Consider the following 22,234-nt stretch of genomic DNA (forward strand, 5'->3'; position numbering starts at 1 on the left):
AGATAGGCTATGATAGCTAACCTTATCTACAATACATAATAACACTGGCATACATCAAAGTATAATGATGTATGCCAGTGTTCATTGTTATAAGGCTTTCTATCTATCTGGACCGCCCAATAGATCCATATAACAGAATAGACTCCATAAAAATACCACTCTATTCTATCATTGCCTATATTGATAGATGATAGAGAAAAACTACGCCTTAAAAAACACTTTTAATAATAACAGCCCCAAACACACTATCAACACTATGGCCTATCAAAATTATTCAGTTCTCCATAGATTCTACTCGTTACATAGGTATATAATAATAAAGGTATTCTATTAACTATATAATCCTTCTAATGAAAGACTATATAATTTTCTCGAGCATACCATATCTAACATACAAGTGATAGGGATATAACGTTCATAAAGATAGTCTATTGTAATCCTACATACGATAATCTCTACAGAGTTTATCCTTTACTATCATAAGTAATTTGTTATTATATACTATAGAAAGGAGCTATACTAATTACCTAGTATAGAAATATGTATGAAAACACCAATTATGATTATATCTGGCTTTCTTGGGGCCGGCAAAACGACTTTCATTCAACAATTCATTAATGAATATCCAGCACCAGAGCGCCTAATGATACTAGAAAATGATTTTGGTCGTGTTAGTTATGATGCTGATATATTATCAAATACAGGTATTCAATTAACACAACTCACCTCTGGCTGCATTTGTTGTAGTCTAGCAGGTGATTTTAAAACATCTGTATTACAAGCATTACAAACAACCGATCAGCCGATTGACTTATTAATTATCGAACCATCTGGCGTCGCCAAACTATCAGACATTATACAAGCCTGTAGCTCTAAGGAATTAGAAGAAAAAGTATCTGTAGATTATATAATCACTATTGCCGATGCACAACAAGGTACATTATTACTACGGAATTTTGGCGAATTTTACAAAAATCAATTAACCTATGCCCATCATATTTTTCTTAGTCAAGCTCATGTATTGCCAGCACAAACGAAAGAATTAATTGATGGTATACAAGACATTAATCATGTTGCTCCCATTCACACAGAATCATGGCAGGACATTTCACTCTATGACTATCTAATGGGCCCTGCGTCCCATGATAATGCGTCTATTACGGAGAAAACAAGCTCTTCTCATACAGAGACCCATAACCATGGCCCGCATCAAGCTGACAATGATGGCACCCATAATCATGACTGCGGATGCCACGACGAGCACCATGATCATCACGAGCATTCCCATGAGCATATGGCCCATGACGTGTTTGCTGCGATTACGCTAACTATCCAGCATCCGCACGCAACTAGCAGCTTCATAGCTGCTATAGAGCAACTAATACATGCATGGCCTCACCATATTCTTCGTATAAAGGGAATTCTACCTACACCAGAGGGTTATAGGAGCTTTCAGTACAATGGACATGCTATAAGTGATGCACCTATCGACATTGCTGGTAACAGTCTAACTATTATCGGTTCTCACTTATCAGAAGATGAGGTGCATGCTGTATGGGATGATGCCTTATGAGTTATAACAATAAAAAAATTCCTCTCTATGTAGTCATGGGGTTTCTCAGTACGGGAAAAACTACGTGCTTAAAAGCAATGACTAACGCTCGTAGTGCGTCGCGTATATTAATTGGTCAGTGTGAACAAGGCCATGCAACGATAGACGAAAAACACGTTCTATCATTGCCGATTCCTACCGACGATTCACTCCACACGATTGCTACGCAACTTACAGAATATATAGCACATAATTATATTCAAGAAGTGTGGATTGAATGGAATGGTATGGCAGATTTTTCTTTGTTGGAACGTTTATGCGCCTTACCGACTATGAAAGCCGCCTTTTCACTATCACAAGTATATTATGTTACAACAACTAGCTATTGTGAGCATATGCTTGGTTTAACAGGAAATGCCCCTACTAGCCAACTAGAACAAGCAGATGTACTAATCGTTATGACAACGGGGAAAGTGCCAACCCTATTACAAAAGATGGCTCATAATCGACCTATCTATACATGGCACGATATAGAAAACTTACCACCTCGTCAATCCACGTATAGAGAGAATGAAAAACCGATTTTTAAGGTTCGTAAATCTCATCTATCGCGTCCCTTGCTGCTCGCCTTGCTATTAGCCATTTTCTATATAGGCGCTTTACTATATGTGCCAAATGCCTCTATAGCAAACATATATAAAATGCTACTAATTTGGACATCCATTTTATTACAAGCCCTACCATTTCTAGCAGCAGGAGCCATCGTATCTGGGCTTTTACAGATTCTGATTCCACCTCGCTATTTAGAAAAATTATTGTCTGGAAATCCTATTAAAGGCTATCTAGTTGCTATGCTAAGTGGTGCCATCTTTCCTGTATGCGACTGTGGGACGATTCCCATTTTTAAAAGCTTAGTCGCTAAAGGTGTCCCTGTGCCCGTAGCCATGATGTTCATGCTCTCTAGTCCTATTACTAATCCAATTGCCATACTAGCTACCTACTACGCTTTTAATGGACAACCAGAAATAGTGATTTGGCGTTTAGTGCTAGGTATACTAGGGGCCATCATAATTAGTGCTACCTTTAGTCGCTATCGAGGACTTACACCAGACAATCTAGCTCAATCCATGCGTAAATCCTACGCTACCACCTGGGACTTTGACAATAAACAGCCATCGCGTTGGCAGCAACTCATACTACATAGCCGTAAAGAGTTTTACAATATGGCGCCTTTTATGATTGTCGGTTCATTGGTGGCATCTCTATTCCAAGTATTTGGTACCTATGCAGTAACCACCAAGATCATACAAAACAATATTCCTCTATCCATTCTATGTATGATGGTAGCGGCTTGTTTACTATCTCTATGTTCCACATCGGATGCAATGGTAGCCAAAAGCTTTAGTACCCATCTACCACTCAATGCAATTATGGGATTTTTACTACTAGGGCCTATGATGGATGTCAAAAATATTCTCATCCTATCTAGTTCATTTCCAAAGTCATTTATCATACGTCTATTCATTACTACATGTATAGTATGTTTCTTTGCTTCTTTATTCTTCGCGTATTATGGTGCAACAGCTATATACTAACAGGTGATCATTATGAAATTAACACATATTAATAAACAAGCACTATGCGAAGCTTGTCTATCCATACTATTAGCCTTATTGATTAGTTACTTACTTATAAGTGGTATCTATAAAAGTTTAGTATCTCCCCGCTCTTTCTATTGGTTATGGTTCTTTGTAGCTTTATTATTTATATGGGGTCTACTGTCAGCTAAACGCCTATTTACAGTTCAATATCAGCAAAAATATTGGCATTGTTTCACTTGTATAATACCGCTAATTTTACTCTCTGTGCCACTTCTCATATATCCTAACTATGCCATCGCTTCTCCTAGTGATAACAAGGAAATTTCCGTCGTATCCATTGACGACAAACCATTTGGTTACGACCTAGAAGCGGTCACTGGTGACGGTATTGATCGAACACATAAACGTATTTTATTAAATAGTAACAATTATTATAAAACCATTTTACAAATCACTAAAAATGTTGATGAATTTAAAGGCTATGAAGTAGTCATGACTGGCTTTGTATCCTACTCATCGCCAGAATTAACAGGTAATGAGTTTACTACTTCCCGTTTATTGCTCATTTGTTGTCTTGCCGATTTAGCCTCATTTGGTATGGTGACAGAACCGCCAAATAATGAACGACTTCCAGAGGGAACCTGGATTACTGTTAAAGGTTATATTAACACACGCATGAATCATGGTCGTCTTCGTCCTTATGTAACCAACGTAGAAATCATGGATGCCATGCCAATTGATGGTTATATTTATCCAAATCTATAAGTTCCTTACTCATTAACTCGCCTATACTATACAGTAGCAACAAATCGAATTTTCTATTATACTTAAAGCATGACATATATTAATCGTCTATGTATCATAATGCATTACAGGCCAAATAGATAACACGCTAACGACCTGTCTATACTGCTAACCTAAGTAACTCATAACATTATAATAGGAGGCCCTATGACATTATTTTGGAAAGATAAAGTTATTACCCTACTCGCTACAACGGTAGGGTCGCTCATTTTTTCATTTGCCCTGAACCTCTTTATCATACCTGCCAACTTAACCAGTAGTGGTATGAGTGGTATGGCTCTACTCATCTATTATGTGACCGATATTCCTGTAGGTATTATCAATGCGGTCCTAAATATTCCCGTTATCTATGCCGCTTATCGATGGTTAGGCACTTGGCAAACTATGATGACTATCATTGGCACGCTTATCGTATCCGTTGCCATTGATGCCCTTCATTTTTTATCGGCCTATCAAGTCGTGCATGATCCCATTATCGCCTCCATGGCAGGTGGTATTATTGCTGGTATTGGTTTCGGCATCGTCTATCGCTATGGTGGAAATACTGGTGGCCTTGACCCCATTGCGCTCATTATCCGCAAATACTATGGTTTACAAATCGGTTCCGTTTCATTTATGCTTAACAGTATAATCATTGCTATGGCCATTTATATTACCAATGTGGAACTCGCCATTATCGCTCTCATTAATGTATTTTTAACGGGAGAACTAACGAATCGTGTCGTAATGGGTTTCAGTAAGCGAAAAGTTATCTTCATCATTTCTAATAAACCACATCTCATTTGTGATAGTATCATTCACAAACTTGGTCGCAGTGCTACATTACTATCTGGTGAAGGCGCGTATACTCATGATAAGAAAGAAGTCATTCTCACCGTTGTAAGCCTATTGCAAGTGGCTAAACTCAAAAATGCGGTCAACGAAGTCGATCCCTATGCATTTATGTTTATTACCGACACATCAGAAGTAATCGGCCAAGGGTTCAGCATGGCGATCCAAGGACCTACTTCATTAAACGCCAAAACATCGGAAGAAGTAGCAGACGCTTTCACAACACATTCTGATGAATATACTTCATCTACCAAAGAAACTACAGATCATAAAGAAGATGCTGCAATTTCTACTACGAAGCAAGAATAGATAGCATCAAATTGATTAGAAACCACAATCAGTTCTGACGCTCCATACTTACTATGTATGATTGCGATTTACCTAGTATAAGCAGTGATATACTTGACCTGTTATACACTATTTTAACAGAATAAATATGCCACCTGTTCGGCAGTTCCTTATAAAAGCAAACATGCGAGTTGTACACACTTATGTGTCTACAACTCGCATGTTTTATATTATCGATTTCGTTGTAAAAACGTCAATAAATGACGAGTAAAGTACATATATAGCAAAATTAATAAGCCCCCTGCTACGGCCCAACTAATAGGGTATACCATCATCAATAGCTCAAAAGACGGATCTCTTTGAAATACTGTATATACCCAGATAATGCGCACACCACAAATGCCAAGCAACGTAAGCATAGCCGGTGCTAATGACAATCCATAACCACGCATAGCGCCTGCTAGTACATCAATCAGCACTTGTAACGGTTCTAAGGCTACTACATAAGTCATACGCAATACGCAAAGAGCAATCACAGTGGGATCTGGATTGAAAAATCCAGCGATGTCTGCGGCCCATATCATAACAAGTCCACACGCTATGATGGTGAAAAAAAATGCCAAGCCTAAAGACCACACCGTTACCCGTATACAGCGCCTAATATGCTTTGCCCCAAAATTTTGACTAATAAATGTAGTTCCTCCTTGAGAAAAAGCCATAATGATACAAAAAATAAACATTTCAATGGCTATAGAAATACTCGAAGCGGCCATAACATCAGGGCCTAGACTATTAATTGCTTCTTGTATTAAAATATTCGATAAGCAAAATACAACGCCTTGTAATCCAGCAGGCACGCCAATGCGAACAATAGGTTGTAATAAAGACAAATTAATTCCTAATAAGCGCCAACGAAAAGCAATCGTCTCGTTAGACTGATATAATCTTCCTAGCACATACGTGGCGGCTACCACAAAAGATAGAACCGTAGCCAAAGCGACACCGGCTACACCATCAGTCATGGTAGTAACAAATACGATATTCAATACCACATTCACAATACTTGCCAATACTAGACCTATTAGCGGTGTTTTTGTATTACCATTACTTCTAAACACAGCGGTACCAAAATTATAGATACTAATGAACGGCATGCCCCATAAATAGACACGCATATATGTTTCTGCATCTTTTAATACATCCGTTGGTACAGATAGCCATTGCAATACATAGGGCGTTACTAACTGTCCTACAATGCACATCATAACACCTACAATACATCCTACTACTAACGATGTATGCACCGCTTCTTTAACAGAACTGATTTGTTTGGCTCCCAACAATTTAGCAATGACTACGTTACTGCCTAAGGATAAGCCAATAAACAAACAAATATACATGCCAATAATCGCAAAATTATTACCTACTGCTGCTACTGCACTAGTGCCTATATAACGGCCTAAGACGGCAATATCTGCCGCATTAAATAACTGTTCTAATAAGGCGGTTGCCGCTACTGGCAAGGCAAACATAATCAATTTATCTCCCATGCTACCATGGGTCATATCTAATCGAATACTCTCACCTCCTCGTTAAACTATACTCACTCTATAGATAATAAAATTCATAGATAATCTCTTAATATCCTATCAAAGTATATCATATAAAAGTAGATAGTATCTATCATAGTATATTGAAAATTAACTTATACCACATAATAGTCTCTCATCAGATAACACATTCTTACCGATCAATCATGGCTAATAATTTATTTCAGCCTGCTTAGACCTGTAAAAGATATGCATGAGGTCTTATTCCCATACCATAGCTAACGTACGTAATTCTTCTCAACTGACCATGCTTATAAGGAATATATAAATCGCTAATTAAAAATGCATATTCCCAATGCATATTTCTTACATAATACAAAGCTTCATAAATAACCATCGTTACTTAATTAATAAAATCATACCACCGATAGTAGGGGCTGCGACCATCATGAATTGTAAGAACCATCGTGGAGCACGACGAGTAAATTTAGCTCCCACATAGGCCCCACAAGTCAAACCGATTAATACTTCTACTAATAAAAGCATTTCTAAATGACCTGCCACTAAATACCCAAAACCACCGGATATAGCAATGGGTAAAATGACTAACATCGTCGTACCTACAGCGATAAACAAAGGAACGCCAAAAATAATAAGTAACATAAGCTGTATAAAAGGAGTCGCACCGATGCCAAAACTACCAGATAAAATGCCGCAAATTACACCAGCTACAATGGCGGTACTATAAAATTTAGTACCTACTGCCATAGGTTCTCGATCATGGGTTGCAAACGGTCCATTGTGTGGATGATAGACGCGTAGGTAGATTAAAATGGCTGATATAATCAACATTATCCCTGTACAATAATGCATAAAATTAGCTGGAATAGCATTAGCAATATGAGATCCTATATAGGCCCCTACGGCACCCGCTAATCCCATCACAACACCGAGCTTAACATACACATTGCCTTCTCGATAGTGACTATATGCACCTGAACAAGTAGTAAATGCCATGGCTGCCAAAGATGTGCCCAGTGCCAAATGAATGGGAATACCAAAACCTACCGTCAATAGAGCAATGACTACGCCAGCCCCACCAGCACCGACAAAACCTAATATGGTACCCAATATAAACGTAGCTATGACGATATCCATAGTACTTACCCCTCTCCATATATATACCTATTAACAATGTATCCTTCAACATATAACGTTACTTTATTATACCATGAAATATAGTAATCTATCGTTCCTTCTACATAGAGGTCATAAAAATTATATACCACATAGATGATGATACACATATATAGAGCAGTTCTCATCTATTAGTAGGACTATCGCTATACATCATAGTATTCTCTCTTTCTATCCATATCAACTCTTAAAAAATGTTAAACCAATCTATAGTAGAAGCTATACATCTAGCAAACTTATACGCACCTATCTTCAAAATATAGATTCTCTTTCGCCATACGTATCCATGATGCCTATGCATCTTCTATGATAGTGAATCTATAGCTATATACATTACTACACCATAGTAGTGTCCTAATCGATAGATAGATGAAATAATAAAAAAACATAGGTAAAACTGTGAAAGACGATACATCAAATCATATAGCATAGGAACATAGATAAAATAATAAAAAGGACATACATAAAACAGCGAGGCTCTATGAGCCTCGCTGTTTTAGTTGTACCTATTAGAAATATGTATTACACATTGGCTTGAGATTGTTTTGTATCATATACAGGATTAACGCGAACACGATCGATTGATTTTTTAATGATACGGCGACCACCGAGATCTACACGAATACGTGCATCACGCACATCTCTGATTTCGTTTTCAAACTCACTCAAAGCTCTGTCCATCATATCATCTACCGGTGCACCTTTCTTCAATGCGGCATAAATCATTTGTGCCATTTCATGGCGAGAAAGTTCTGCTTTATTTGCCATGTTTTGGAACGCTCCCAACATATTTTTTGCTTGGAGTTGTTTGATATATTCATATGCCCAATGATTGTCAGGTGTATCTGGATACATCGCTGGTGTATACAACTGATCTTTTGGTGCATCTAATTGGGTAAGCACTTGATTCATTTTACGTTCCATTGCATCTAGGCGACCTTTAAGTCCATCATTTTCTTTTCGTAAGTCAATGATTTCTCTTGCCATAGCAATTCTAGAACCAGTTACATTATTTTCACCGCTACCCATCTTCAAGCTAACACCAACATTATACATATTGCGATCATTGCCCACTGTTCCACCAAAGCTAATCATAGAACTTTCACTTGGACGGTAGTAAGCGCCCAATGCAAATGCACTATTTCCACTATAGTTACCATAACTAGCGGCAAAATCCCACTTGTTATCAGGGTCAAAATCAAGCGGATGAAGTCCTGCTAATGCAGCTGCACCAGCACCGACCTTACTGATACGTCCACCAAGTTCTGCTACACGCATTTCTGTACCAAAGAGTTGTCCACCATTAACAGCATCAAGGCTATTCGGTGCAATCACACCTGGTGCTACATTGTGAATAGCTTTTCCTCCAGCATTGATACCTTGTTTTGTAACAGCTGGTCCATTCTTAATAGTAAGGCCATTTTCATTCACAGTCACATCACCCATTGTCATGGATTTTGTTTCGATGTTATCTGCTTTAAGAACTTTTGTTTCTACACGATCAAGACCTTTGATTTCTTTTGCCAATTTAACTAGCATCTTGCCATTCGCTGCATCAGTTACTACGCCGATATTCTTATCAGATAATTTTGTTGGATCTGCACCACCTTCAATTGAAAGTGTTTCATTCAATTTACGGTTGACTACATCGCCACTATCACCCTTGAATTTCAAGCCGTCATTCATGGTAGCTAATTCATTGACTTTATCGCCATCTTTGACAACAATACGTGTTTCTCCGTCTTTACCGTCAACACCGACTTTGCCATCTTTGGTCGTAATTTGAACAGTATTCTTACCGTCTTTACCTTTCATGCCGATAGAACCATCTTGGCCATTTAATGTAACGCTATTGCCATCTTTGCCAGTAACGCCCATCTTGCCGTCTTTACCGTTAAGAGAAATAGTGTTTTTCTTACCGTCTTTATCAGTAGCACCGTTAATAGTCGTAGTACCATCTTTACCGTTGATAGTAACAGATGCGCCGTCTTTGCCATCAGCACCTTTTGGTCCTTGGGCACTGATTGTGCCATCTTTAACATTCATGGTAACAGTTGTGCCGTCTGCACCTTTACCACCGATTGTGCCATCTTTACCATTCATAGTAACAGTTGTACCGTCTTTACCTGTAGCGCCCACAGTACCATCTTTACCGTTCATAGTAACAGTTGTACCATCTGTGCCTTTAGTTTCAACGATACCATCCTTGCCATTCATGGTAATGGATTCTCCATCTTTACCATTAACAACTAATTTACCATCTTTTTCGCCTTTTTTACCGATTTCGATAGTATCTTTCATCGCATAGGTAATCTTCTTGGTATCTTTGTCAATAGTAGCAATCAAACCATTTCCGGCGGCAAATTCTACGGTTTCTTTCTTATCCTTACCTAAGGCAACATTAGCTCTATTTTCGGCTTTATCTTCTCCTACCAATACATCAAAACCTTGATTTGTCTTGTAAAGTTGACCGCCGTTAACCGCATCTTTTGAATTTTCACTAATATCCCCATTTTCAATAGAGCTTAGTTTATTACCGCCGTTATCCAATCCTTTTTCGGTTAAAGAAACAGCTTTCTTATCTTTTGCCTGAATGGTAATACCGCCCTTATTGATAACAGTCGTGTTACCTTTTCCGTCAGTGGTTGTTACACCATCCACTGTGGTGGTAGTACTATTCCCTTTTCCATCAGTAGTCGTCACACCTGTAGCTGTTGTGACAGTCGTATTACCCTTATTATCGGTTGTAGTCGTACTTCCGCCGGTTATATTGGTCGTATTTCCTTGATCGTCCTTCGTTTCTACGCTTGTCAAGTCTTTCAAGTCTTTTGCCAATTTAACTGACATCTTGCCATTTGCTGCATCGGTTACTACGCCGATATTCTTATCAGATAATTTTGTTGTATCTGCACCACCTTCAATGGAAAGTGTTTCATTCAATTTACGGTTGACTACATCGCCACTATCACCCTTGAATTTCAAGCCGTCATTCATGGTAGCTAATTCATTCGTTTTATCGCCTTCTTTGACAACAACGCGTGTTGTTCCATTAGTACCATCTATGCCAACTTTACCTTCTTGGGTTCCTATGGTGACTTTATGCTCACCGTCTTTACCGTTCATATCGATAGTGCCGTCTTTACCATTTAATACAACCGCACTGCCATCAGCACCTTTTGCACCGACAGTACCGGCGTCTGCATTCATTTCAAACGCATTGCCGCTCTTACCATCGCCGCGAACACTACCATCTTTACCATTCAAGGCTATCTGATTTTTCTTACCCTTATCATCAGTAGCACTCGCTAATGTCAACTGACCATCTTTGCCATCTACGGCTACGGAGTTGCCGGCTTTACCGGTAACAGTGAACTTACCGTCCTTACCATCATCTTGACCAGCACTATTCTTTTTCCCCAAGGTGATGTCATCTTTCAAGGATACTTTGAACGGATCGTCTGCCTTACCGGAACCGGATACAGCTATATTATCACTACCTTCTAACCTCGTACGATTCTTCTCTATTTCATCTTTCAACTGTTTAACATTTACTGCATCTGTATCGTTAACACCGGTCGCTACACCGGTAATAGTCTTACCACCATTGTTAAGGCCATCTTTAGTTAAGGAAATCACGTCTTGTCCTGCGTGAGTAATCGTCATGCCATCCTTGTTAATAACCGTCTTATTACCATCTTTATCGGCTACTGTTATATCTTTGGCTGTCGATACATTTGTATTCTTATCTTTATCTTCTGTTGTCACACCGGCAGCACTCACTGTGGTCTGATTGCCATCCTTATCCTTTGTTACAACACCGGTTGCGGTAGTAGATGTTTCATGTTCATCCTTATCTTTTACAACTGTACCTGTTGCAGATAGGCTTGTTTCATTCTTATCTATGTCTTTCGCAACCACACCAGACGCCGTAGTATTTGTTTCATGGCCAGCAGCATCCGTATTCGTCATGCCTGTAGCTGTTGTGGCAGTAATATTACCCTTATCATCTTTTGTAGTAACACCAGCACCAGTCATATTGGTAGTATTGCCTTGATCGTCCTTCGTTTCTACACTGGTCAAGTCTTTCAAGTCTTTTGCCAATTTAACTAGCATCTTGCCATTTGCTGCATCGGTTACTACGCCGATATTCTTATCAGATAATTTTGTTGTATCTGCACCACCTTCAATGGAAAGTGTTTCATTCAATTTACGGTTGACTACATCGCCACTATCACCCTTGAATTTCAAGCCGTCATTCATGGTAGCTAATTCATTCGTTTTATCGCCTTCTTTTACAACAACGCGTGTTGTTCCATCAGTACCATCTATGCCGACTTTACCTTCTTGGGTTCCTATGGTGACTTTATTCTTACCGTCTTTACCGTTCATACCGATAGTGCCGTCTTTACCATTTAATACAACTGCACTGCCATCAGCACCTTTTGCACCGACAGTACCAGCATCTGCATTCATTTCAAACGCATTGCCGCTCTTACCATTACCACTAACACTACCATCTTTACCATTCAAGGCTATCTGATTAGTCTTGCCCTTATCATCAGTCGCACTCGCTAATGTCAACTTACCATCTTTGCCATCAACAGTTACAGAATTACCATCTTTACCAGTAACAGTAAATTTACCATCCTTGCCATCATCTTGGCCAGCGCTATTTGTATGACCTAATGTGATGTCATCTTTCATAGCATAAGTAATTTCTTTATCATTTCGTGTGATTTCAAGTCCATTACCTGCTAAGAATCCAAAGGCTTCTTTTTCATCTTTTCCAAGAGCGATATTAAAGGTATTTTCATTGGTTTTTTCTTTGATATACACGTCAAAACCAGCATTGCTCTTCTTGAATTTTTCATCCACTGCATTTTCTACATCTTGAATTTGTCCCTGTGTAGCCGCCTTAGATACATCGAAATCAGTACCTCTTTGGTCCTTAGCTGGCCATGTTACATTGGAAAGTCCAGTAATGGAATTATTTTTTCCATCTTTCAAGAAGTTAATAGTAGTTATATCTTTAATCGTACGGCCTGCACCATCAATCGTCATTGGATTTGTTTTATCTTGACTATTAAAGGTAATGCTTTCCATATCAGAAAGTTTTTTAGCCAAACGAATCTTCATCTTCGCATTTTTGCCATTTTGATCGTCTACTATTGATTCAACGCCGATGTTGTTGTCAGTTAAATTCTTAACTACGTCGCCTTTTTTTTCAGCTTTCACACCACCAACAATATTGATTTGGTTGTTTAATTTTACACCTACAGTGGTGCCACTATCACCCATGAATTTCAAGCCATCATCCATAGTAGCCAATGCATGAGGAATATTGCCTTCTTTCATCAAAAGACGTGTGGAGGTACCTTGACCATCAACACCAACTTGTCCTTTTTCGGTTGTCAAATCGATAGCCTTATCACTGCCAGCGCCTTTGATTTGTACAAATCCTTCCCCGTGTAAAGTGACTCCATTGTTTTCTTTACCAATAACGCCCATAGTGCCATCATGACTCTTAAGGAATACTTCATTCTTCTTGCCATTTTCATCACTTGTTTCAATGATAACTTCACCATTTTTCCCATCCATAGTCATCTTTTCTCCAGTAGTACCATGGATAGTGATCTTACCATTTATACCTGTTGCATCTGCCGTTTTTTCTTCGCCTAATACAATTTCATCATTCAAGCGATACGATACTTTCTTAGATGCTTTATCAAGTGAAGCTGTTAAGTTCTTACCAGCATCAAATTTAACTGTTTCTTTCTTATCTTGTCCAAGCGCTACATTAGCTCGATTAGCCTCTGTATCTTCACCGACTAAAATATCAAAACCTTGATTTGTCTTGTACAATTGACTACCGTTGACAGCTTCTTTGCTAGTACTAGATACATCGCCAGCTTTTACATTCTTGATAACTGTACCATCGTTACCACCTTCTAAGGTAATGCTACTTGTATCTACGGTACCATCTTGTTTTTTATCATACTTCACAGCATTATCCAAAACTTCTTTTAATTGGCCTTGGCTCGCTGCTTGGTCAGCCTTTATGGTGGTCATATCTTTTGGCAATGTAGTATTGGAAAGTCCAGTAATTACTTTATTGGTACCATCTACTACGATGCTATCCTTGTTATCTGGTGTTTTGAAAGTCATCTTCGTAATGTTATTGATAGTTTTTTGAGTGCCATCAATCTTCATCGCTGTATCGCCAGCACCGAAGGTAATGCCATCTAACCCTTTAAGCTCTTTCGCTAAGCGAAGAATTAACCCTTTAGCACCATCTGCTTCAACACCGATGTTGTCATCTTGACTCAACTTAGCTTTATCAGTGATACCACCAGTAACAGCAAGTTGTTCATTCAATTTCAACTTGTCTTCAGTGCCAAAGTCACCCATGAACTTCATACCATCATTCATAGTGGCTAATTCGTTAGTTTTATCGCCATCTTTAACGACAATTCTAGTCGTACCATCTTGGCCATCAACACCAACAGTGCCATCTTTTGTAGTAATATTGACAGCATTCTTACCGTCTTTACCCTTCATGTCGATGGAACCATCTTGGCCATTTAATGTAACACTGTTGCCGTCTTTGCCAGTAACGCCCATCTTGCCGTCTTTACCGTCAAGAGCGATGACATTTTTCTTATCCTTATCATCGGTAGCACCAGTAATCGTTGTAATTCCATCTTTACCATTGATAGTAACAGACGCGCCATCTTTACCATTAGCACCTTTTGGTCCTTGAGCTACGATTGTACCATCTTTGCCGTTCATAGTAACAGTTGTACCATCTGCACCTGTAGCACCTACAGTACCATCCTTACCATTTACTGTAACGGTTGTACCATCTTTCGCCTTGCTTTCAATCTTACCATCTTTACCATCAATAGTAACCTTTTCACCGTCTTTACCATTTACAGTAACCTTGCCATCTTTGCCAGCTTGTCCAGGTTGTCCTTCTTTGCCGACTTCAATGTCATCTTTCAAGGAGTAGATAACTTTCTTATTATCCTTATCCAAAGTAACATCAAGGCTATTACCTGCTGCAAATTCGACAGTTTCTTTCTTATCTTTACCTAAGGCAATATTAGCTCGATGCTCTTCTGTATCTTCGCCTACTAGAATATCAAAGCCTTGATTGCTCTTCTTCAACTTTTCATCTACTGCATTTTCTACATCTTGAATTTGTCCCTGTGTAGCCGCCTTAGATACATCGAAATCAGTACCTCTTTGGTCCTTAGCTGGCCATGTTACATTGGAAAGTCCAGTAATGGAATTATTTTTTCCATCTTTCAAGAAGTTAATAGTAGTTATATCTTTAATTGTACGGCCTGCACCATCAATTACCATTGGATTTGTTTTATCTTTACTGTTAAAGGTAATGCTTTCTAAATCAGAAAGGTTCTTCGCCAAACGGATCTTCATCTTCGCATTCGTTCCGTCTGCTTCATCAGCAATAGATTCTACACCAATATTATTGTCGGTCAAGTTGGTGATGGTTTCATGATCTCTAACAATTTTAGCGCCGCCAACGATATTCACTTGATTATTTAGTTTTACGCCTACCGCTGTGCCATCATCGCCTTTGAATTTCAACCCATCATTCATGGTTGCCAATTCATTGTTCTTATTACCATCTTTAACGATAATACGTGTTTCGCCATCCGTACCGTCAAGACCTACTTTACTATCTCCAGTGGTAATGTCTACTTTATTCTTACCATCTTTACCTTTGATACCGATGGATCCGTCTTTACCGTTCAATACAACAGAACTACCATCTTTGCCATTTGTTCCAATTGTACCGTCTTTACCAGAAATAGTAACGCTATTCGACTTACCATCATCACCTTTTGGTCCTTGAATTCCGATTTCGCCATTCTTACCCTTGATAGTAACCGATTCGCCGTCTTTACCATTGACAGTGATTTTACCGTCCTTACCATCTTGTCCAGCTTTACCAATTGAAACGTCATCTTGTAAGGCGTAGCTAATCTTCTTACCAGTACGTGTAATCGCAAGGCCGTTACCTGCATCAAAACCGAAAGCGTCTTTTGTATCGTCGCCTAATTTTACATTAAATCTATTGTCATCAGTATTGTCTTTAATGTACACATCAAAACCTTGATTTGTCTTGTACAATTGACTACCGTTGACAGCTTCTTTGCTAGTACTAGATACATCGCCAGCTTTTACATTCTTGATAACTGTACCATCGTTACCACCTTCTAAGGTAATGCTACTTGTATCTACGGTACCATCTTGTTTTTTATCATACTTCACAGCATTATCCAAAACTTCTTTTAATTGGCCTTGGCTCGCTGCTTGGTCAGCCTTTATGGTGGTCATATCTTTTGGCAATGTAGTATTGGAAAGTCCAGTAATTACTTTATTGGTACCATCTACTACGATGCTATCCTTGTTATCTGGTGTTTTGAAAGTCATCTTCGTAATGTTATTGATAGTTTTTTGAGTGCCATCAATCTTCATCGCTGTATCGCCAGCACCGAAGGTAATGCCATCTAACCCTTTAAGCTCTTTCGCTAAGCGAAGAATTAACCCTTTAGCACCATCTGCTTCAACACCGATGTTGTCATCTTGACTCAACTTAGCTTTATCAGTGATACCACCAGTAACAGCAAGTTGTTCATTCAATTTCAACTTGTCTTCAGTGCCAAAGTCACCCATGAACTTCATACCATCATTCATAGTGGCTAATTCGTTAGTTTTATCGCCATCTTTAACGACAATTCTAGTCGTACCATCTTGGCCATCAACACCAACAGTGCCATCTTTTGTAGTAATATTGACAGCATTCTTACCGTCTTTACCCTTCATGTCGATAGAACCATCTTGGCCATTTAATGTAACACTGTTACCGTCTTTGCCAGTAACGCCCATCTTGCCGTCTTTACCGTCAAGAGCGATGACATTTTTCTTATCCTTATCATCGGTAGCACCAGTAATCGTTGTAATTCCATCTTTACCATTGATAGTAACAGACGCGCCATCCTTACCATTAGCACCTTTTGGTCCTTGAGCTCCGATTGTACCATCTTTAGCATTCATGGTAACAGTTGTACCATCTGCGCCTTTACCGCCGATTGTACCATCTTTACCGTTCATGGTAACAGCTGTTCCATCTGTGCCTTTAGCACCTACAGTGCCATCCTTACCATTTACTGTAACGGTTGTACCGTCTGCGCCTGTAGCTCCGATTGTACCATCTTTACCGTTCATAGTAACAGTTGTACCGTCTGCACCTGTAGCACCTACAGTACCATCCTTACCATTTACTGTAACGGTTGTACCATCTTTCGCCTTGCTTTCAATCTTACCATCTTTACCATCAATAGTAACCTTTTCACCGTCTTTACCATTTACAGTAACCTTGCCATCTTTGCCAGCTTGTCCAGGTTGTCCTTCTTTGCCGACTTCAATGTCATCTTTCAAGGAGTAGATAACTTTCTTATTATCCTTATCCAAAGTAACATCAAGGCTATTACCTGCTGCAAATTCGACAGTTTCCTTATTGTCTTTGCCTAACGCAACGTTGGCTCTGTTATCGGCTGTATCTTGACCTACCAAAATATCGAAACCTTGGTTTGTCTTGTACAATTGACTGCCATTGATAGCTTCTTTACTGTTTTCAGACACATCGCCAGCTTTTACATTCTTGATAACTGTGCCATTTGTATCGCCACCTAAGGTAATAGAATTTTTGTCGACTTCACCATTATCTTTTTTATCATACTTAACAGAGAAATCATCGGTAGCAGTTGCTTTATCTAAGACTTCCTTCAATTGACCTTGGCTCGCCGCTTGATCAGCTTGCATCGTGCTTAAATCCTCAGGCAAGGTCGTATTGGAAAGTCCGGTAATCACCTTTTGTTCGCCATCTACGGTAACACTATCAGTACTACCATCTTTACCGAAGGTCATTTTCTTGATGTTTTCGATAGTCTTAGCGTCGCCATCAATCTTCATTGGATTTGTTTTGTCTTTACTGTTAAAGGTAATACTTTCTAAATCAGAAAGGTTCTTCGCCAAACGGATCTTCATCTTCGCATTTGTTCCGTCTGCTTCATCAGCAATAGATTCTACACCAATATTATTGTCGGTCAAGTTGGTGATGGTTTCATGATCTCTAACAATTTTAGCGCCGCCAACGATATTTACTTGCTTATTCAATTTAACGCCAATAGCATTGCCATCATCGCCTTGGAATTTCAAGCCATCATTCATGGTTGCCAATTCATTGTTCCTATTACCATCTTTAACGATAATACGGGTTTCGCCATCCGTACCGTCAAGGCCCACTTTACCATTTCCAGTGGTAATATCTACTTTATTCTCACCATCTTTGCCTTTGATACCGATGGATCCATCTTTACCATTCAAAGTAACGCTGTTGCCATCTTTACCATCAGCACCTGTTGGTCCTTGAACGCCAATAGTGCCATCTTTACCACTCAAAGTAACGCTATTCGACTTACCATCAGCACCTTTTGGTCCTTGAATTCCAATTTCACCATTTTTGCCCTTGATAGTAACCGATTCGCCGTCTTTACCATTGACAGTGATTTTACCGTCCTTACCATCTTGTCCAGCTTTACCAATTGAAACATCATCTTGTAAGGAGTAGATAATCTTCTTACCAGTTCGTGTAATCGCAAGGCCATTACCTGCATCGAAACCGAAAGCGTCTTTTGTAGCATCGCCTAATTTTACATTAAATGTATTGTCAATGCTATTATCTTTAATATATACATCAAAGCCTTGGTTGGTCTTGTACAATTGACTGCCGTTGACAGCTTCTTTGCTATCCTTATTAACACTACCAGCACCTACATTTTTAATAACTGTACCTGTTGTAGTATCCCCTTCTAAGGTAATAGAATCCTTGTTTACTGTGTCGCCCTTTTTATCATATTTCACCGCATAATCGGTAAATTTCTTATCCGATGCAGTTAAATCAGACTTCTTCGCTACATCTTTAATGGTAACTGTTTCGGTTTTATCTTTATGATTTTGATCTTGTACAGTAAGTGTAATATCACCATTCGCATCTACTGTGTATTTCTTATCAGTAGCTTGTTCATTACCCACCAACCGATAATCAGTTGCTTCTGTTTGTACCTTAGTTAATAATTCATTCAATTGACCTTGGCTTGCCGCTTGGTCCGCCTGCATGGTGCTCATATCTTTTGGCAATGTAGTATTGGAAAGTCCAGTAATTACTTTATTGGTACCATCTACTACGATGCTATCCTTGTTATCTGGTGTTTTGAAAGTCATCTTCGTAATGTTATTGATAGTTTTTTGAGTGCCATCAATCTTCATCGCTGTATCGCCAGCACCGAAGGTAATGCCATCTAACCCTTTAAGCTCTTTCGCTAAGCGAAGAATTAACCCTTTAGCACCATCTGCTTCAACACCGATGTTGTCATCTTGACTCAACTTAGCTTTATCAGTGATACCACCAGTAACAGCAAGTTGTTCATTCAATTTCAACTTGTCTTCAGTGCCAAAGTCACCCATGAATTTCATACCGTCATTCATCGTTGCCAATTCATGCGTCTTCGTGCCTTCTTTGACAACAAGACGTGTGTCTCCATCCTTACCGTCAACGCCGACTTTGCCATCTTTTGTGGTAATTTGTACTTTATTTGTACCGTCTTTACCCTTCATATCGATAGAACCGTCTTGGCCATTTAATGTAACACTATTGCCGTCTTTGCCGGTAACGCCCATCTTGCCGTCTTTACCGTCAAGAGCGATGACATTTTTATGATCCTTATCATCGGTAGCACCGGTAATCGTTGTAACTCCATCTTTACCGTTGATAGTAACAGACGCGCCATCTTTACCATTAGTACCTTTTGGTCCTTGGGCACCGATTGTGCCGTCTTTAGCGTTCATGGTAACAGTTGTGCCGTCTGCACCTTTACCGCCGATGGTACCGTCTTTACCATTCATGGTAACACTTGTACCATCTGTGCCTGTAGCACCCACAGTACCATCTTTACCGTTCATGGTAACAGTTGTACCATCTGTGCCTGTAGCGCCTACAGTACCATCTTTACCATTTACTGTAACGGTTGTACCATCTTTCGCCTTGCTTTCAATCTTACCATCTTTACCATCAATAGTAACCTTTTCACCGTCTTTACCATTTACAGTAACCTTGCCATCTTTGCCAGCTTGTCCAGGTTGTCCTTCTTTGCCGACTTCAATGTCATCTTTCAAGGAATAGGTAACTTTCTTAGCATTCTTGTCCAATGTAACTTCAAGGCTATTGCCTGCTGCAAATTCAACAGTTTCCTTATTGTCTTTGCCTAACGCAACGTTGGCTCTGTTATCGGCTGTATCTTGACCTACCAAAATATCGAAACCTTGGTTTGTCTTGTACAATTGACTGCCATTGATAGCTTCTTTACTGTTTTCAGACACATCGCCAGCTTTTACATTCTTGATAACTGTACCATTTGTATCGCCGCCTAAGGTAACAGAATTTTTGTCGATTTCGCCAGTACCTTTTTTATCATATTTAACAGAAGCGTCATCGGTAGCAGTCGCTTTGTTCAAAATTGCTTTCAATTGACCTTGGCTCGCTGCTTGATCATCTTTTAATTGGCTCAAATCAGTTGGTAAGGTTGTATTGGAAAGTCCGGTAATCACCTTTTGTTCGCCATCTACGGTAACACTATCAGTACTACCATCTTTACCGAAGGTCATTTTCTTGATGTTTTCGATAGTCTTAGCGTCGCCATCAATCTTCATTGGATTTGTTTTGTCTTTACTGTTAAAGGTAATACTTTCTAAATCAGAAAGGTTCTTCGCCAAACGGATCTTCATCTTCGCATTTGTTCCGTCTGCTTCATCAGCAATAGATTCTACACCAATATTATTGTCGGTCAAGTTGGTGATGGTTTCATGATCTCTAACAATTTTAGCGCCGCCAACGATATTTACTTGCTTATTCAATTTAACGCCAATAGCATTGCCATCATCGCCTTGGAATTTCAAGCCATCATTCATGGTTGCCAATTCATTGTTCTTATTACCATCTTTAACGATAATACGTGTTTCGCCATCCGTACCGTCAAGGCCCACTTTTCCATTTCCAGTGGTAATGTCTACTTTATTCTCACCATCTTTGCCTTTGATACCGATGGAACCATCTTTACCATTTAAAGTAACGCTGTTGCCATCTTTACCATCAGCACCTGTTGGTCCTTGAACGCCAATAGTGCCATCTTTACCACTCAAAGTAACGCTATTCGACTTACCATCAGCACCTTTTGGTCCTTGAATTCCAATTTCACCATTTTTGCCCTTGATAGTAACCGATTCGCCGTCTTTACCATTGACAGTGATTTTACCGTCCTTACCATCTTGTCCAGCTTTACCAATTGAAACATCATCTTGTAAGGAGTAGATAATCTTCTTACCATTTCGTGTAATAGCAAGGCCATTGCCTGCATCGAAACCGAAAGCGTCTTTTGTATCGTCGCCTAATTTTACATTAAATGTATTGTCATCAGTCTTGTCTTTAATATACACATCAAAACCTTGATTTGTCTTGTACAATTGACTACCGTTGACAGCTTCTTTACTGTTTTCAGACACATCGCCAGCTTTTACATTCTTGATAACTGTACCATCGTTACCACCTTCTAAGGTAATGCTACTTGTATCTACGGTACCATCTTGTTTTTTATCATACTTCACAGCATTATCCAAAACTTCTTTTAATTGGCCTTGGCTCGCTGCTTGGTCAGCCTTTATGGTGGTCATATCTTTTGGCAATGTAGTATTGGAAAGTCCAGTAATTACTTTATTGGTACCATCTACTACGATGCTATCCTTGTTATCTGGTGTTTTGAAAGTCATCTTCGTAATGTTATTGATAGTTTTTTGAGTGCCATCAATCTTCATCGCTGTATCGCCAGCACCGAAGGTAATGCCATCTAACCCTTTAAGCTCTTTCGCTAAGCGAAGAATTAACCCTTTAGCACCATCTGCTTCAACACCGATGTTGTCATCTTGACTCAACTTAGCTTTATCAGTGATACCACCAGTAACAGCAAGTTGTTCATTCAATTTCAACTTGTCTTCAGTGCCAAAGTCACCCATGAACTTCATACCATCATTCATAGTGGCTAATTCGTTAGTTTTATCGCCATCTTTAACGACAATTCTAGTCGTACCATCTTGGCCATCAACACCAACAGTGCCATCTTTTGTAGTAATATTGACAGCATTCTTACCGTCTTTACCCTTCATGTCGATGGAACCATCTTGGCCATTTAATGTAACACTGTTGCCGTCTTTGCCAGTAACGCCCATCTTGCCGTCTTTACCGTCAAGAGCGATGACATTTTTATGATCCT

The 22,234-nt window shown here is 39.3% G+C and carries 6 protein-coding genes; 4 read left to right on the forward strand and 2 right to left on the reverse strand.

Features of this window, described 5'->3' with window-relative positions; translation table 11 throughout:
* The first annotated feature begins 544 nt into the window (after positions 1-544).
* From P6940_RS06630 to P6940_RS06645, 4 genes are all read left to right on the forward strand, one after another.
* Positions 545-1,573, forward strand: coding sequence for a CobW family GTP-binding protein (locus tag P6940_RS06630; protein ID WP_277293558.1), 1,029 nt, complete (start codon positions 545-547; stop codon positions 1,571-1,573).
* Positions 1,570-3,147 (forward strand): permease, encoded by a 1,578-nt coding sequence (locus P6940_RS06635; RefSeq protein ID WP_277293559.1) that lies wholly within the window; start codon positions 1,570-1,572, stop codon positions 3,145-3,147. The genes P6940_RS06630 and P6940_RS06635 overlap by 4 nt, the downstream gene beginning before the upstream one ends.
* Before the next feature lie 12 nt (positions 3,148-3,159).
* Positions 3,160-3,918, forward strand: a complete 759-nt coding sequence (locus P6940_RS06640) for a TIGR03943 family putative permease subunit (RefSeq protein ID WP_277288035.1) — start codon at positions 3,160-3,162, stop codon at positions 3,916-3,918.
* 186 nt (positions 3,919-4,104) lie between these two features.
* A complete protein-coding gene (locus tag P6940_RS06645) occupies positions 4,105-5,097 on the forward strand; it encodes a YitT family protein (RefSeq protein ID WP_052076930.1) in 993 nt (330 codons plus the stop codon).
* A gap of 209 nt (positions 5,098-5,306) precedes the next feature.
* On the opposite strand, the gene P6940_RS06650 is transcribed toward P6940_RS06645, so the two are convergent.
* A complete protein-coding gene (locus P6940_RS06650; protein WP_277293560.1) occupies positions 5,307-6,626 on the reverse strand; it encodes an MATE family efflux transporter in 1,320 nt (439 codons plus the stop codon).
* 399 nt (positions 6,627-7,025) lie between these two features.
* On the reverse strand, positions 7,026-7,784 hold the full coding sequence (locus P6940_RS06655) for a sulfite exporter TauE/SafE family protein (protein WP_028257952.1): 759 nt from the start codon (positions 7,782-7,784) through the stop codon (positions 7,026-7,028).
* Between the last annotated feature and the right edge of the window lie 14,450 nt (positions 7,785-22,234).

The organism is Veillonella montpellierensis (assembly GCF_947090115.1).
GTDB classification, from domain to species: domain Bacteria; phylum Bacillota; class Negativicutes; order Veillonellales; family Veillonellaceae; genus Veillonella; species Veillonella montpellierensis.

Bases quoted from the DNA above. Each gene is read 5' to 3' on its own strand.
- P6940_RS06640 (WP_277288035.1), top strand. From the start codon at position 3,160: ATGAAATTAACACATATTAATAAACAAGCACTATGCGAAGCTTGTCTA.
- P6940_RS06630 (WP_277293558.1), top strand. From the start codon at position 545: ATGAAAACACCAATTATGATTATATCTGGCTTTCTTGGGGCCGGCAAA.
- P6940_RS06650 (WP_277293560.1), bottom strand. From the start codon at position 6,626: ATGGGAGATAAATTGATTATGTTTGCCTTGCCAGTAGCGGCAACCGCC.
- P6940_RS06635 (WP_277293559.1), top strand. From the start codon at position 1,570: ATGAGTTATAACAATAAAAAAATTCCTCTCTATGTAGTCATGGGGTTT.
- P6940_RS06645 (WP_052076930.1), top strand. From the start codon at position 4,105: ATGACATTATTTTGGAAAGATAAAGTTATTACCCTACTCGCTACAACG.
- P6940_RS06655 (WP_028257952.1), bottom strand. From the start codon at position 7,784: ATGGATATCGTCATAGCTACGTTTATATTGGGTACCATATTAGGTTTT.